We start from the raw sequence: 13,821 nt of genomic DNA, 5'->3' as shown, positions 1-13,821 counted from the left end.
TCATGGCAGAGGTTGTGGCGTGACGTAGCTAAATCTCTCTCCGCCTGAGGAGATAGTCGAGACCGCCGACGCGATACCAGCGATAAGCGTAGGCATCGAGCACGACGATATGAAATCCTTTCCCGTTTGCCTTGCTGCTCGCGCCATCGGCAATATCGATCAACTGTCGTCCGTCTTCACCGATGTCGGGATCGAAGGTCACTTCCGTCGGCTGCGGGTGCAGGTTGTGCAGGATCAACACCGAATTGCCGCGCCAGTCATAACGAAGCGCCAGCACGCCATCGTTGCCGGTGTCGATCACCGAAAAATCGCCCCAGCCGATCTCAGGGGCTTCTTTGCGCATCCGGATCATCCGCTCGGTCCAATTCAGCAGCGAATTGGGATCGCGCCGCTGTGCAGCAACATTGACATGCTGGAAACCGTAGGGGCCGTCCTTGATGACCGGCGAGATCGGCTTTTGACTTTTGGTGAAACCGCCCTCCGGTTCGGTCGACCACTGCATCGGGGTGCGTGCGCAATTACGCTCCGGCAGACAAAGGTCATCGCCCATGCCGATTTCGTCGCCGTAGCGGATGACAGGCGTTCCAGGCAGCGAAAACAATAGGCTGTAGGCCATTTCGATCCTGCGGCGGTCGCCACCGAGCATCGGCGCCAAGCGACGACGAATGCCTCTGTCGTAGAGCTGCATGTCCTTTTCAGCTCCGAAGGCTGCAAATACCGCGCCGCGTTGTTTTTCCGTCAGCCGGCCGAGATCCAGTTCATCATGGTTGCGGAGGAAGAGGCCCCATTGCGCGGTCGCTGGGCGCGGCTTTGTGGCGTCCAGGGCCTTCTTGAGCGGGCGCGTATCGGCGCTGGCGAAGGCATAAAACAGCGCTTGATTGACCTGGAAATTGAACATCATCTGCATGCGGTCACCGTCATCGCCGAAATATTCGAAATTGTCCTTCGGCAGGATATTGGCCTCCGCCAGAATGATTGAATCGCCCAGGCGCCACTGCAGGAATTCGCGAAATTTCCTCAGCATGTCGAACTGCTCTACAGGCTTGGTAACGTCGGCGCCTTTCGTCGCGATGATGAAGGGAGCGGCATCCATCCTGAAACCGGAGACGCCGAGCTGAATCCAGAAGCCGATGATCTTGAGGATTTCCGCCTGCACCTCGGGGTTCGACGTATTGAGATCGGGCTGATGATCGTAGAAGCGGTGAAAATAATAGGCCTTGGCTTTGTCGTCATGGGTCCAGGTCGTCTTCTGGACGCCGGGGAAAACCATGCCCTGATCGGCATTCGCCGGCTTTTTCTCGGACCAGACGTACCAGTCGCGATAGCGCGAGCGCGGATCGCTCCTGGCGTCCTGGAACCAGGGATGGTCCTTGGACGTATGATTGATCACCAGATCGATCAGCACCCGGATACCGCGCTGCTTGGCGCCGTGGGTGAATTCGACGAAATCGCCGAGCGAGCCATAACGCGGGTCAACATTGTAATAGTCGGAGACGTCGTAACCATCATCGCGACCGGGCGAGGCCTGGAACGGCATGAGCCAGATCGCCGTCACGCCAAGGCCGGAGAGATAGTCGAGACGCCGCATCAGGCCTTGAAAATCACCCACGCCGTCACCGTTCGCATCCATGAAGGTCTCGACGGACAGGCAGTAGATGACAGCGTTTTTATACCAGAGGTCGTTGATCATGCCGGCGCTCCAATCCACAGGTCGCAAATCCCGGCGGGCGGAAAAGGTTCCGACAAAGTATTCGTTATGCGGGTCGTGGCGCTTCGCAGTAGAGAAATGCGTGGGCTCCGCCACGACAAAGCCAATTCCAAGCCAGGCTGAAAAATCCGGCATTGATGCTTTGCCTATTTTAGGAAAATCTGATGTACTATACTGTCCCGGCCAGGAAGCAACGGCCGGTGCAATGTCGGAGGATGCCATGCAGTGCGCCCGGACAGTTTCTTTCGCATCGGCCGCGATGATGGCCGTCACGATTGCCGACGTGTCGCTTTCCGCGGAAAAGGGCGTACGGCTGAAATCGCAGGAGGCGGTCATCCGTTCCGACCACGTCCTGATGGTCCCTCTGGACGCGGAAATGACGCCGCCGATCTTCTCGATCAGCTGGTGGTCGCGGGTGAAGCCCGCTTCAAGCGTCGATCCACCCGGCTATCTTCTTAAGAAACCAGACGAGATGACCCGAAATGCCGGCGTTGAGCTGAATGATCTTGCTCGTCGACCCGAATAGTGAGGCAAAGAAGAAGCCGGCGCAGGCGCCGGCTTTGATATCGGTTCGGAATTGAAGCCGCTTACGCCGCGCGGCGGATCAGGATGTGCTTCTTCTTGCCGAGCGAAAGCTTGATGACGCCGTCGGTCGTGATTTCGCCGCTGCCGATCATCTTGCGCTCGTCGCTGACCGCCTCGTCGTTGATGCGGACGGCGCCGCCCTGGACGTGACGGCGGGCTTCGCCGTTCGATGAGGCAAGGCCGGCGCGAACGATCAGCGACAGCAGGCCGATGCCGGCGTCGAGCTCGGAGGCGGGCACGTCGACCGACGGCAGGTTTTCCGAGAGGCCGCCTTCCTCGAAAGTCTTGCGCGCCGTTTCGGCGGCCTGTTCAGCGGCCTCGCGACCGTGCAGGATTGCCGTTACCTCGGTCGCAAGGATCTTCTTGACCTCGTTGATCTCCGAACCGCCGAGTGCCGAGAGACGGGCGATTTCATCCATCGGCAGCGTGGTGTAGAGCTTCAGGAAGCGCGAGACGTCGGCATCCTCGGTGTTGCGCCAGTACTGCCAGAAATCGTAAGCCGAGAGCATGTCAGCATTCAGCCAGACAGCGCCCGTCGCCGACTTGCCCATCTTGGCGCCCGACGATGTCGTCAGCAGCGGCGATGTCAGCGCATAGAGCTGCGGTGTGCCCATGCGGTGACCGAGATCGATGCCGTTGACGATATTGCCCCACTGGTCCGAACCGCCCATCTGCAGGCGGCAGTCGTAGCGCTTGGCAAGCTCGACGAAGTCGTAGGCCTGGAGGATCATGTAGTTGAATTCCAGGAAGGACAGTGACTGTTCGCGGTCGAGACGCGTCTTGACGCTGTCGAAGGACAGCATGCGGTTGACCGAGAAGTGCTTGCCGACGTCGCGCAGGAATTCGAGATAGTTCAGCGAGCGCAGCCATTCGGCATTGTTGATCATCAGCGCGTCCTTGGGACCGTCGCCGTAGTTCAGGTAGTTGGAGAAGACGCGCTTGATCGAGGCGATGTTGCCTTCGATCGTATCGACGGTCATGAGCTGGCGCGCTTCTTCCTTGAAGGAGGGATCGCCGACCATGCCGGTGCCGCCGCCCATCAGCGAGATGGCGCGGTGACCGGTCTTCTGCATCCAGTGCAGCATCATGATCTGGATCAGCGAGCCGGCATGCAGGCTGGGCGCCGTCGGATCGAAGCCGATATAGGCCGTCACGGTTTCCTTCGCGAACAGGTTATCGAGGCCGCTTTCATCGGAGACCTGATGAATGAAGCCGCGCTCTTTCAGCGTGCGGAGGAAATCGGACTTGAACTCGGACATGGCCTTCGTCTCTTGATATCTGCGCCGCACCCCATGCGGGCTTGACGCAAGTTCGTTGTTGTTGATCTGTCGCGGCGCGTTTAGCACTGTTTTTATAAAAGTGCATCCGGGAATCGCATGGGAGGCAAGCCTCATGGATGTCATCAGGACCGCGATCGGGCTGATGAGCGGCACGTCGATGGACGGAATCGACGTCGCGCTGATCAGGACCGACGGCCGCGGCTTCATCGAGCGCGGGCCGTTCATGGGCATGCCCTATGATGCGGATTTTCGCGGGCATCTCAAACGGGCGCTGGAACTGTCGCGTCCACTCAGTGAGAGAAGCCAGCGACCGGCTGAGCTCCGCGATATCGAGCTTGAACTGACGTTGAGGCATGCAATTGCCGTTACGGCATTCATGGAGCGTTTCGGGCTTTCTGCCGATGCCGTCGATGTTCTCGGCTTCCATGGCCAGACGGTGCTTCACCGGCCTGACGAGGGATTGACGATCCAGATCGGCGATGGGCCGGAACTTGCGAAGAGAACCGGCATATCGGTGGTCTACGACATGCGCGCCAACGATATGGTTCATGGCGGGCAGGGCGCACCGCTGGTGCCGGCCTATCACGCCGCACTTGCGGGAAAATTCCAGCAGCAGGGCCAGGCGGTGTGCTTCGTCAATATCGGCGGCATCTCCAATCTGACCTTTATCGGCACCGACGGACGGATATCGGCGTTCGACAGCGGGCCGGGCAATACGCTGATCGACCAGTGGGTGGAGATGCAGACCGGCAGAACCTATGATCCCCGCGGCGAAATCGGCGGACGCGGCAAGGTCGTGGCCAGCCTGGCGGAGCGTTATCTGCAAAGCCCGTTCTTCCGCGGCAATGTTCGCCGTTCGCTGGACCGCGGCGATTTCGCGCCGCTTCGACCCGAGGAGGCGAGCCTTGAAGACGGCGCCCGGACGCTGGCGCATGTCGCGGCTGCCTCGATCATCAAATCCGCCGGCTTCCTGCCCGAGACCCCAGCGATCTATATCGTCTGCGGCGGCGGGCGTCTGAACGCCACCGTGATGGCGGAGTTCTCGGCCATGGCCGAAGGCCTAGGCTCTAGAGTATTGAGCGCCGAGGAGGCAGGCTTCGACGGCGATGCGATGGAAGCCGAGGCCTGGGCCTATCTCGCCGTCCGGTCGCTGGACGGGCTGCCGCTGACATTTCCCGGCACGACGGGGGTGGCCGCCCCGGTCAGCGGCGGCGTCATCGTGGAGGCATGATGTCGGAGACGGTCATTCTCAAGACTTCCCGGATGCGCTTCGTCATGTGGGACGAAGGCGATGCTGCCCTGGTGCAGCAGCTGCATTCGACGATGGCGACGACCCGCTATCTGTCCGGTAGCGCGCCGTGGAGCCTTGACAAGGCTGAGGAGCGGCTGCGCGGCTGGTTCGAGGAGCAGGCGCGCGACGGCACGACCAAATACAAGCTCCTGGCCGAAGACGGTCGATTTCTCGGCCGTGCCGGGATTTCAAAGTTCAGGAACGAGCAATTCGAACTCGGCTAGACACGGCTTTCGAACTCACCGCCGATATGCGGCCGGCAAAGCCCTAACTCTTTACGGCGACCGGCCGGACATGGGATTCGCGCCCAGCCTGATTGCCGTCCTCGACGCCCCTGACCTGGGCGATGAACGAGAACTTCTTGCGAAGGCCAAGAATGGGCTTCTCGATGAAGTGCCAGGACAGCACTGCAACGGCGAGAGCCGATGGCAGGCCGACGAGATAGAGTGCCAGCGCACCATATTTCGGATAGAGGAAAACCGACGGGAACGAGCTGATCCAGATCTGCAAAAACGGATCGTGGTAGAGATAGACGCCGTAGGAATAGTCGCCTTTCCTGAAAAAGGCCGGGATGGGCACCTCGGACAGGCCGACGAAGACGGTGATGTAAACGAGAGAGGTGATGACCAGGGGCCGGTTCATCACCGACTCCGTCGCCCGGCTGTCCAGGGTGAGGATAGCAACGATGCAAACCAGGCAGGCGGCGGCGAACAGCCAGCGGGAATGCGGAATGACCGCTTTGAACTGAAAGGCGACGATGCCCATCATGAAGGCCGTTATCAGCTGGGAACCTCGGCTCATGAACAGGAAGCTAGCGGTCGGTTTGATTGTATCAGGCAACAGATAGGGCATCTTCTGCACAATAAGGCCGATGACGATGTAAGCGATCGTCACCGCGAGCAGCTTGTAGCGCGTCTTGACGATGGCGGTGATCATCAGGAACGACATGATGATGTAGCAGAAGATTTCCCAGGGAACCGTCCAGAGAGCGCCGTTGACGCGCTGGCTCGGATTATCCTGGAAGACGCCCGGCAGCTCGTAATGGATCCAGCCGACGATATTCAGGAAGTATTTGAAAAACCGCTGATCGGTAAAATATTCGGCGTGGTACACGACCGTAATGATCGGCCCGATAATCAACGAGCAGACGACGATATCGACCGCAAGGGCCGGGACGATGCGCAAGCCTCGGTTGATCAGGAAATTGCGGAGGCTCAGGCGCTGTGCGCTGCCGGCGATCAGAAATCCGCTCAAAGCGAAGAACATCGGAACAAGAGCGTATTCAGTAAACCAGAATACCGACCCCCTGATGAAGTCAGTGTTCTCGGTTAACAAAAAGGAATGGGTCAATACGATGGAAAAGGCGAGCCCTATTCGAAGAAAATCGAACCCCGGACCAATACCCCTATACTTATCCAGGACTTCCCCGAACGACTTGGTCATTGCGGACCTCGCTTTTGTTAGGATCGCGAGGACCCTACCGCACTGCAATATGGATTGCAACTCGATAGGTGATCTGTTCTGGCACATCCGGCCCGGTTGTGTTCCGGGCCGTCACGGCATCGATGACGCCTGGATTTCGTGGTGTCAGCGGATCCGCTTGGCGGCCGGTTCCGGCACCAGTTCGCCGTTGAGGCGCCGGTCGAGATAGTCCTCGCATTCGCCCATCAGCGTTTCCACCTGGCCGTTGAAGAAGTGGTTGGCGTTGGCAACTGTGCGATGGGTAATGAGGATGCCCTTCTGGGTCTTCAGTTTCTCCACAAGGCCATTGACATCCTTTTCCGGCGCCACCTTGTCGGCCTCACCGTTGATGATCAGGCCGGAAGACGGGCAGGGCGCCAGGAAGGAGAAGTCGTAGGTGTTCGGCTGCGGGGCGATCGACATGAAGCCTTCGATCTCCGGCCGGCGCATCAACAACTGCATGCCGATCCAGGAGCCGAAGGAATAACCGGCGACCCAGCAGGTCTTGGAATCGGGATGCAGGCTCTGCACCCAGTCGAGCGCCGAGGCGGCATCCGAGAGTTCGCCGGCGCCGTGGTCGAATTCACCCTGGCTGCGGCCGATGCCCCGGAAGTTGAAGCGCAGCGTCGTGAACCCGCGCTTCTGGAACATGTAGAAGAGCTGATAGACGATCTGATTGTTCATCGTGCCGCCGAACTGCGGATGCGGATGCAGAATCAGGGCGATGGGCGCGCTTTTTTCCTTGGAGGGCTGGTAGCGGCCTTCAAGACGGCCGGCTGGGCCGTTGAAAATAACTTCGGGCATTGGTACTCCGGGTTTTATTTCGCGTTCGCGCTGCGTTGGACGACAACATGACTTGACTAGTGTTATCAGCTTTTCTAAAACGCAGTTTAGAACAATTCGAAACTTGCATGGCGATCCACGCATCGTGGAACGTGTCATAAGGCAAGCCCGGCGGAAATTTCAAGAAAAATGAACCGCGGCCGCTGAAGCAAGCTCGTCAAGCGCAGGACTGAAGATCATGGCGCCGCCACGCCTTTATCTCGACTGGAATGCCACAGCGCCGCTGCACCCCGCAGCACGCGCGGCGATCATGCGCGCCATGGACGTGTTTGGCAATCCGAACAGTGTGCACGGAGAGGGTCGCGCGGCGCGTGCCGCCATCGAAGGCGCACGACGCAAGGTGGCGGCATTTGCCGGCACAGATGCCGGCAATGTGGTCTTTACCAGCGGCGCGACCGAGGCCGCCAATCTGGTGCTGACGCCGGATTTCCGCATGGGCCGCACGCCGCTTCGGCTTGGCCATCTCTATTTTTCGGCAATCGAACATCCGGCGGTGCGCGAAGGCGGCCGCTTCGCCAGGGAGAGTATGACGGAGATCCCGGTGACGGAAGCCGGCATCGTCGATCTCAATGCGCTCGGCCTCCTGCTCGATGCGCAGGACAAGGCCGCCGGCCTGCCGATGGTCGCCGTCATGCTCGTCAACAATGAGACCGGCATCGTCCAGCCGGTTGAGGCGGCGGCAAGGATCGTCCACGCCCATGGCGGCCTCTTCGTCGTCGATGCCGTCCAGGCTGCCGGCCGCATCGCGCTTGACATCGAAAAGATCGGCGCCGATTTCATGATTGTTTCCTCGCACAAGATCGGCGGGCCGAAGGGAGCGGGCGCGCTCATTGCGCGCGGTGAGGCGCTGATGCCCAGGCCGCTGATCCAGGGTGGCGGGCAGGAGCGGGGTCACCGCTCAGGGACACAGAATTCGCTGGCGCTGATCGGCTTCGGCGCAGCGGCAGAAGCCGCGGCCGACGAACTCGAGGCGCGCAATGCGGCCATCGGTGCGCTACGCGAGCGCTTGGAAGCCGGCATGCGTGAGGCGGCAGCCGATGTGATGATCCACGGCGAGGGCGGCGAGCGAGTCGCCAATACGGTCTTCTTCACTCTGCCGGGGCTGAAGGCCGAGACCGGACAGATCGCTTTCGATCTCGAAGGCGTTGCCCTTTCGGCAGGCTCGGCCTGCTCATCCGGCCGGCTCGGCGAAAGCCATGTGCTGACGGCGATGGGCCGTGACGCCAAGCTCGGGGCACTGCGCATCTCGCTTGGCTTTTCGACAACGGAAGAGGATATCGACAGGGCGATTGCGGCTTTCGCGAAGATCGCCAACCGACGCAGGTCGGCTGGCGAGGCCGTTTGCCCCGTGCCAAAACTTGCGGAAACGCAAATTTCCGCTTGCCAATCGGGCTGAAAAGTCCCTTTTGGCCTCTTACATAAAGGGCAAGACAATTGCCTAAACGCTACAAGCTGCCGGACCTTGTATCCGGCGAGATTGGAGAATGAGATGGCTGCCGTGCAGGAAACAATCGACCGGGTGCGCCTGATCGATGTGGATCAGTACAAATACGGTTTCGAGACCGTCATCGAGATGGACAAGGCGCCGAAAGGCCTGTCCGAGGACATCATCCGCTTCATTTCGGCCAAGAAGCAGGAGCCGGAATGGATGCTGGAATGGCGTCTCGAGGCCTATCGGCGCTGGCTGACGCTGGAAGAGCCGACTTGGGCGCGAGTCAACTATCCGAAGATCGATTTCAACGACATCTATTATTATGCGGCGCCGAAAAGCACGCCGGGTCCAAAGTCGCTCGACGACGTCGATCCGGAGCTGTTGAAGGTCTATGAAAAGCTCGGCATCCCGCTGCGTGAGCAGGAGATCCTTGCCGGCGTCGAGAAACCGAAGATCGCCGTCGACGCCGTTTTCGACAGCGTCTCGGTCGTTACCACGTTCAAGGCAGAGCTGAAGAAGGCCGGCGTTATCTTCATGTCGATCTCGGAAGCCATCCGCGAATATCCGGAACTGGTGAAGAAGTATCTCGGTTCCGTCGTTCCGACCAGCGACAACTACTATGCGACGCTCAATTCGGCGGTCTTTACCGACGGTTCCTTCGTCTTCGTGCCGAAGGGCGTTCGTTGCCCGATGGAGCTGTCGACCTATTTCCGCATCAATGAGAAGGGCACCGGCCAGTTCGAGCGCACGCTGATCATCGCGGAAGAGGGTGCCTACGTCTCCTATCTCGAAGGCTGCACGGCGCCGCAGCGCGACGAAAACCAGCTGCATGCCGCGGTGGTCGAGCTGGTTGCGCTCGACGATGCCGAGATCAAGTATTCGACGGTGCAGAACTGGTATCCCGGCGACAAGAACGGCAAGGGCGGCATCTACAATTTCGTCACCAAGCGCGGCGATTGCCGCGGCGACCGCTCGAAGATTTCCTGGACGCAGGTCGAGACCGGCTCGGCGATCACCTGGAAATATCCGTCCTGCATCCTGCGTGGCGACGACAGCCGCGGCGAGTTCTATTCGATCGCCGTGTCCAACGGCCATCAGCAGATCGACAGCGGCACCAAGATGATCCATCTCGGCAAGAACACGTCGAGCCGCATCGTTTCCAAGGGTATCGCCGCCGGTGTTTCCAACAATACCTATCGCGGCCAGGTCTCTGCTCATCGCAAGGCGTCGAACGCGCGCAACTTTACCCAGTGCGATTCGCTGCTGATCGGCGACAAGTGCGGCGCCCATACCGTGCCCTATATCGAGGCGAAGAATTCGACGGCGCAGTTCGAGCACGAAGCGACGACCTCGAAGATCTCCGAGGACCAGCTGTTCTACTGCCTGCAGCGCGGCATCCCGACCGAGGCGGCGATCGCTCTGATCGTCAACGGCTTCGTCAAGGAAGTCCTGCAGGAGCTGCCGATGGAATTCGCCGTCGAGGCGCAGAAGCTGATCAGCATCTCGCTGGAAGGCAGCGTGGGTTAAACACGGTCTCCGTCATCCTCGGGCTTGTCCCGAGGATCACAGCGCGCAACAACTGAGGGCTGAGATGACCGAAATGACCAAGGAGTTCGTTGTTGCTCGCCTAGCAAATATGCGCGGGGAGATATTATCGAAGATACAGCCCCAGGAGCAAAGAGACGAGACAGAAACCCCGCCGGAGCAGCCTTACGTGTTTCTCCGGCAGCGCGTGGAAAAACCAGGGGAGGTTATTCTGTCTGTCGGAGAATTTATTGAATGTCTTCAGGATGTAGCAGACGCGGTTTCGCTGTGATCTGTTTTTGGCGATAGCGCCAAGCATCATGTCGACGCCCTTAGAAATTACGCGAGGCTCTGATGAGCTACGCAGAGAAAACCCAGGAACCAAAGATGCTTGAAATCAGAAATCTCCATGCCCGCATCGCCGAAGACGGCACCGAGATCATCCGTGGTCTGGACCTGACGGTGAAGGCCGGCGAAGTTGCTGCCATCATGGGGCCGAACGGCTCCGGCAAGTCGACCCTATCCTACGTCCTTTCCGGCCGCAGCGATTACGAAGTCACCGAGGGCGACATTCTCTACAATGGCGAGAGCATTCTTGAGCTTGATCCCTCCGAGCGCGCCGCCAAAGGCATCTTCCTCGCCTTCCAGTATCCGGTCGAAATCCCGGGCGTTGCCACCATGCAGTTCCTCAAGGTGGCGATGAACGAGCAGCGCAAGGCGCGCGGCGAGGACGAGCTGACGACGCCGGATTTCATGCGCCGCGTCAAGGATGCTGCCGGCAAGCTGCAGATCAATACCGAAATGCTGAAGCGGCCGCTGAATGTCGGCTTCTCCGGCGGCGAGAAGAAGCGCGCCGAGATTCTGCAGATGGCGCTGCTCGAACCGAAGCTCTGCGTGCTCGACGAAACCGATTCCGGCCTCGATATCGACGCGCTGAAGATCGTCGCCGACGGCGTCAACGCGCTGCGTTCACCGGACCGCGCCGTTGTGGTCATCACCCATTACCAGCGTCTGCTCGACTATATCGTGCCGGATACCGTCCATGTGCTCTACAAGGGCCAGGTGATCAAGTCGGGCGACAAGACGCTGGCGCATGAGTTGGAAGCCAACGGCTATGCCGACATCATCGGTGCGGCAGCCTGAGTTTCGGGCGGAAAGGACGACGTCCATGAACATGCAGACGACAAGCCGCCTGACCGCGGCCGAGGCGGCTCTGATCGAGGCCTTTAACCAGCAGATCGGTGAGCTGCCGGGCAATGGTGCGGTAACAGCACTGCGGGACCGGCTTCTCGACGATCTGAAGAAAGCCGGCCTGCCGACGCGCCGGATCGAGGCCTGGCACTATACCGACCTCAAGAATCTTTTGCGCACTGTCCCGTCGCAGGCGGGTGATGCCGGCTCGGACGCTTTGGAGCCGATCATTGCTGATGCCACGGTGCTGGCGATGATTCAGGGCCATTCCAACCAGAAGGCTGCCGCTGACGGTCTTGGCGTTTCGCCCTATTCCGAACGTCTGCTCGACGGCTCCGCCGCGGACGGCCTGAATGCGCTCGGCAGCGACGACGCGGTCGGCCGCATCAATGGCAGCTTCGTGCGCGACGGCTATGTCATCGACGTGCCTGCTGAGACCGAGCTTGAAAACCCGCTCGAAATCCAGTTCATCCATGCGGGCGGGCAGACGCATACGCGTCTTCCTATTTCCTTCGGCGCCAACGTCAAGGCGACCGTCATCGAACGTCACCTTGCGGTGACTGACGACGCAGCCTTTTTGTCTCACGTCAGTGACATCATTGTCGGCGAGGGCGCGGAGCTGACCTGGATCATATTGCAGCAGCAGGGAGCCGACGATACGCATCTCGGCCAGATCCGCATCGATCTCGGCGCTGATGCCAAGCTTCGGCTTTTCGTCATCAATGCCGGCGGCAAGCTGGTGCGCCAGGAGCTCAACATCAAGGTGACGGGCGAGGGCGCCGATCTGACGCTGCGCGGCATCAATCTGCTCGGCGGCGACACGCATACCGACGTGACGATGGTGCTCGGTCACGACGTGCCGAATACCGGCTCGACCGAAGTGATCCGCAATGTCGTCTTCGACCGCGCCAAAGGCGTGTTCCAGGGCATGATCAGAGTGGCGCCCGATGCGCAGAAGACCGATGCCAAGATGGCCTGCAACACGCTGCTGATGTCCGACGATGCCGAATTCTCGGTCAAGCCCGAACTCGAAATCTTCGCCGACGACGTGCAGTGCGGCCACGGCGCGACGGTGACCGATATCGACGCCAACCATCTCTATTACATGATGGCGCGCGGCATTCCGGAGAACAAGGCGCGGGCGATGCTCGTCAACGCTTTCGTCGCCGAAATCGTCGAGGAACTGGAAGATGAGGACCTGGTCGAGGCGCTGGAAGGCGTGATTTCGGCGTGGCTCGAAAAGCACGCCTGATCGGATATATCAATGGACAAGATAGTGCCGGCCACGCAATACGACGTCGAAGCCATCCGCCGGGATTTTCCGATCCTGACGGAGAAGGTGCACGGCAAGCCGCTGGTCTATCTCGACAACGGCGCATCGGCGCAGAAGCCGCAGGTGGTGATCGACGCCATCTCGCATACCTATTCGCATGAATACGCCAATGTGCATCGCGGCCTGCACTATCTCTCGAATGCGGCCACGGACGCCTATGAAGCAGCGCGCGAGAAGGTGCGCCGTTTCCTCAACGCCCCCTCGGTCAACGACATCGTCTTCACCAAGAATTCGACGGAAGCGATCAACACCGTCGCCTATGGCTGGGGCATGCCGAAGATCGGCGAAGACGACGAGATCGTGCTGACGATCATGGAGCACCATTCCAACATCGTGCCCTGGCACTTCATTAGAGAGCGGCAGGGCGCCAAGCTCGTCTGGGTCCCTGTGGATGACGAAGGTGCCTTCCATATCGAGGATTTCGAGAAGAGCCTGACGGAGCGCACCAAGCTCGTTGCCATCACCCATATGTCGAATGCGCTCGGCACCATCGTTCCCGTCAAGGAAGTCTGCCGGATCGCGCACGAACGCGGCATCCCGGTGCTGATCGACGGCAGCCAGGGCGCCGTGCATCTGCCTGTCGACGTGCAGGATATCGATTGCGACTGGTACGTCATGACCGGTCACAAACTCTACGGCCCGTCGGGCATCGGCGTGCTCTACGGCAAGAAGGAGCGGCTTTTCGAGATGCGGCCGTTCCAGGGCGGCGGGGAGATGATCTTCGAAGTCGCCGAGGATATGGTCACTTATAACGACCCGCCGCATCGCTTCGAGGCCGGCACGCCGCCGATCGTGCAGGCGATCGGGCTCGGTTATGCGCTCGACTACATGGAGAAGGTTGGCCGCGAGGCGATCGCCCGCCATGAGGCCGATCTTGCCGCCTATGCGATCGAGCGGCTGAAATCCGTTAATTCGCTGCGTGTCTTTGGGACGGCGCCCGACAAGGGAAGCATCTTTTCCTTCGAGCTTGCCGGTATCCATGCCCATGACGTCTCGATGGTGATCGACCGGCAGGGTATTGCGGTCAGGGCCGGCACGCATTGCGCCATGCCGCTCTTGAAACGCTTCGGCGTCACCTCCACATGCCGTGCATCCTTCGGCATGTACAATACCCGCGCCGAGGTCGATGCCCTGGCCGATGCGCTTGAATATGCGCGCAAGTTCTTTGCTTGA

Annotated in this window: 12 protein-coding genes and 1 pseudogene; 9 read left to right on the top strand and 4 right to left on the bottom strand. The window is 60.0% G+C overall.

Going from position 1 to position 13,821, the window contains the following annotated elements:
* Positions 1 to 28: 28 nt before the first annotated feature.
* Positions 29 to 1,690, bottom strand: coding sequence for an alpha-amylase family protein (locus tag N2A41_RS10845; RefSeq protein ID WP_260110919.1), 1,662 nt, complete (start codon positions 1,688 to 1,690; stop codon positions 29 to 31).
* Positions 1,691 to 1,913: 223 nt separating this feature from the next.
* Here N2A41_RS10845 and N2A41_RS10840 point away from each other — a divergent pair, with 223 nt between their 5' ends.
* Positions 1,914 to 2,234: a hypothetical protein gene (locus N2A41_RS10840; RefSeq protein WP_162117076.1), complete on the top strand. Its 321-nt coding sequence runs from the start codon at positions 1,914 to 1,916 to the stop codon at positions 2,232 to 2,234.
* 61 nt (positions 2,235 to 2,295) lie between these two features.
* Here N2A41_RS10840 and tyrS read toward each other — a convergent pair whose 3' ends face one another.
* The gene (gene tyrS, locus N2A41_RS10835) at positions 2,296 to 3,552 is read right to left on the bottom strand and encodes a tyrosine--tRNA ligase (protein WP_170261471.1); all 1,257 of its coding nucleotides are present in this window, start codon (positions 3,550 to 3,552) and stop codon (positions 2,296 to 2,298) included.
* 133 nt (positions 3,553 to 3,685) lie between these two features.
* On the opposite strand from tyrS, the gene N2A41_RS10830 reads away from it, so the two are divergent.
* Together N2A41_RS10830 and N2A41_RS10825 are read left to right on the top strand one after the other, a co-directional pair.
* Complete coding sequence (locus N2A41_RS10830; protein WP_260110918.1) at positions 3,686 to 4,804, top strand: anhydro-N-acetylmuramic acid kinase; 1,119 nt, start codon at positions 3,686 to 3,688, stop codon at positions 4,802 to 4,804.
* Positions 4,801 to 5,085, top strand: a pseudogene (locus N2A41_RS10825) (GNAT family N-acetyltransferase); the annotation flags it as partial. The gene N2A41_RS10830 and the pseudogene N2A41_RS10825, both read left to right, overlap by 4 nt.
* A 46-nt stretch (positions 5,086 to 5,131) precedes the next feature.
* Here the strand turns inward: N2A41_RS10825 and N2A41_RS10820 are convergent.
* A complete protein-coding gene (locus tag N2A41_RS10820) occupies positions 5,132 to 6,307 on the bottom strand; it encodes an acyltransferase family protein (protein ID WP_260110917.1) in 1,176 nt (391 codons plus the stop codon).
* A gap of 144 nt (positions 6,308 to 6,451) precedes the next feature.
* Positions 6,452 to 7,129 carry an alpha/beta hydrolase gene (locus tag N2A41_RS10815; RefSeq protein ID WP_003559715.1) on the bottom strand — a complete coding sequence of 226 codons (678 nt, stop codon included), beginning with the start codon at positions 7,127 to 7,129 and terminating at the stop codon, positions 6,452 to 6,454.
* Between the two features lie 217 nt (positions 7,130 to 7,346).
* On the opposite strand from N2A41_RS10815, the gene N2A41_RS10810 reads away from it, so the two are divergent.
* From N2A41_RS10810 to N2A41_RS10785, 6 genes are all read left to right on the top strand, one after another.
* Positions 7,347 to 8,564: a cysteine desulfurase family protein gene (locus N2A41_RS10810; protein ID WP_260110916.1), complete on the top strand. Its 1,218-nt coding sequence runs from the start codon at positions 7,347 to 7,349 to the stop codon at positions 8,562 to 8,564.
* Between the two features lie 93 nt (positions 8,565 to 8,657).
* Positions 8,658 to 10,127 (top strand): Fe-S cluster assembly protein SufB, encoded by a 1,470-nt coding sequence (sufB, locus tag N2A41_RS10805; protein WP_020050101.1) that lies wholly within the window; start codon positions 8,658 to 8,660, stop codon positions 10,125 to 10,127.
* A 64-nt stretch (positions 10,128 to 10,191) separates the two neighbouring features.
* On the top strand, positions 10,192 to 10,416 hold the full coding sequence (locus N2A41_RS10800) for a hypothetical protein (protein ID WP_017964454.1): 225 nt from the start codon (positions 10,192 to 10,194) through the stop codon (positions 10,414 to 10,416).
* Between the two features lie 95 nt (positions 10,417 to 10,511).
* Positions 10,512 to 11,267, top strand: coding sequence for a Fe-S cluster assembly ATPase SufC (gene sufC / locus N2A41_RS10795; RefSeq protein ID WP_020486090.1), 756 nt, complete (start codon positions 10,512 to 10,514; stop codon positions 11,265 to 11,267).
* Between the two features lie 25 nt (positions 11,268 to 11,292).
* A complete protein-coding gene (gene sufD, locus N2A41_RS10790) occupies positions 11,293 to 12,567 on the top strand; it encodes a Fe-S cluster assembly protein SufD (protein WP_260110915.1) in 1,275 nt (424 codons plus the stop codon).
* Between the two features lie 12 nt (positions 12,568 to 12,579).
* Positions 12,580 to 13,821, top strand: coding sequence for a cysteine desulfurase (locus N2A41_RS10785; protein WP_260110914.1), 1,242 nt, complete (start codon positions 12,580 to 12,582; stop codon positions 13,819 to 13,821).

Origin of the sequence: Rhizobium sp. SRDI969 (assembly GCF_025152725.1) — a bacterium.
Lineage (GTDB): Bacteria > Pseudomonadota > Alphaproteobacteria > Rhizobiales > Rhizobiaceae > Rhizobium > Rhizobium leguminosarum_I.
This window is presented reverse-complemented; position numbering and strand designations above follow the sequence as displayed.

What these genes read in the sequence shown, in the direction of transcription:
- N2A41_RS10810 (WP_260110916.1), top strand. Translation starts at nt 7,347, where the DNA reads ATGGCGCCGCCACGCCTTTATCTCGACTGGAATGCCACAGCGCCGCTG.
- N2A41_RS10820 (WP_260110917.1), bottom strand. Translation starts at nt 6,307, where the DNA reads ATGACCAAGTCGTTCGGGGAAGTCCTGGATAAGTATAGGGGTATTGGT.
- N2A41_RS10815 (WP_003559715.1), bottom strand. Translation starts at nt 7,129, where the DNA reads ATGCCCGAAGTTATTTTCAACGGCCCAGCCGGCCGTCTTGAAGGCCGC.
- sufC (WP_020486090.1), top strand. Translation starts at nt 10,512, where the DNA reads ATGCTTGAAATCAGAAATCTCCATGCCCGCATCGCCGAAGACGGCACC.
- N2A41_RS10785 (WP_260110914.1), top strand. Translation starts at nt 12,580, where the DNA reads ATGGACAAGATAGTGCCGGCCACGCAATACGACGTCGAAGCCATCCGC.
- sufD (WP_260110915.1), top strand. Translation starts at nt 11,293, where the DNA reads ATGAACATGCAGACGACAAGCCGCCTGACCGCGGCCGAGGCGGCTCTG.
- N2A41_RS10830 (WP_260110918.1), top strand. Translation starts at nt 3,686, where the DNA reads ATGGATGTCATCAGGACCGCGATCGGGCTGATGAGCGGCACGTCGATG.
- tyrS (WP_170261471.1), bottom strand. Translation starts at nt 3,552, where the DNA reads ATGTCCGAGTTCAAGTCCGATTTCCTCCGCACGCTGAAAGAGCGCGGC.
- N2A41_RS10845 (WP_260110919.1), bottom strand. Translation starts at nt 1,690, where the DNA reads ATGATCAACGACCTCTGGTATAAAAACGCTGTCATCTACTGCCTGTCC.
- N2A41_RS10840 (WP_162117076.1), top strand. Translation starts at nt 1,914, where the DNA reads ATGTCGGAGGATGCCATGCAGTGCGCCCGGACAGTTTCTTTCGCATCG.
- sufB (WP_020050101.1), top strand. Translation starts at nt 8,658, where the DNA reads ATGGCTGCCGTGCAGGAAACAATCGACCGGGTGCGCCTGATCGATGTG.
- N2A41_RS10800 (WP_017964454.1), top strand. Translation starts at nt 10,192, where the DNA reads ATGACCGAAATGACCAAGGAGTTCGTTGTTGCTCGCCTAGCAAATATG.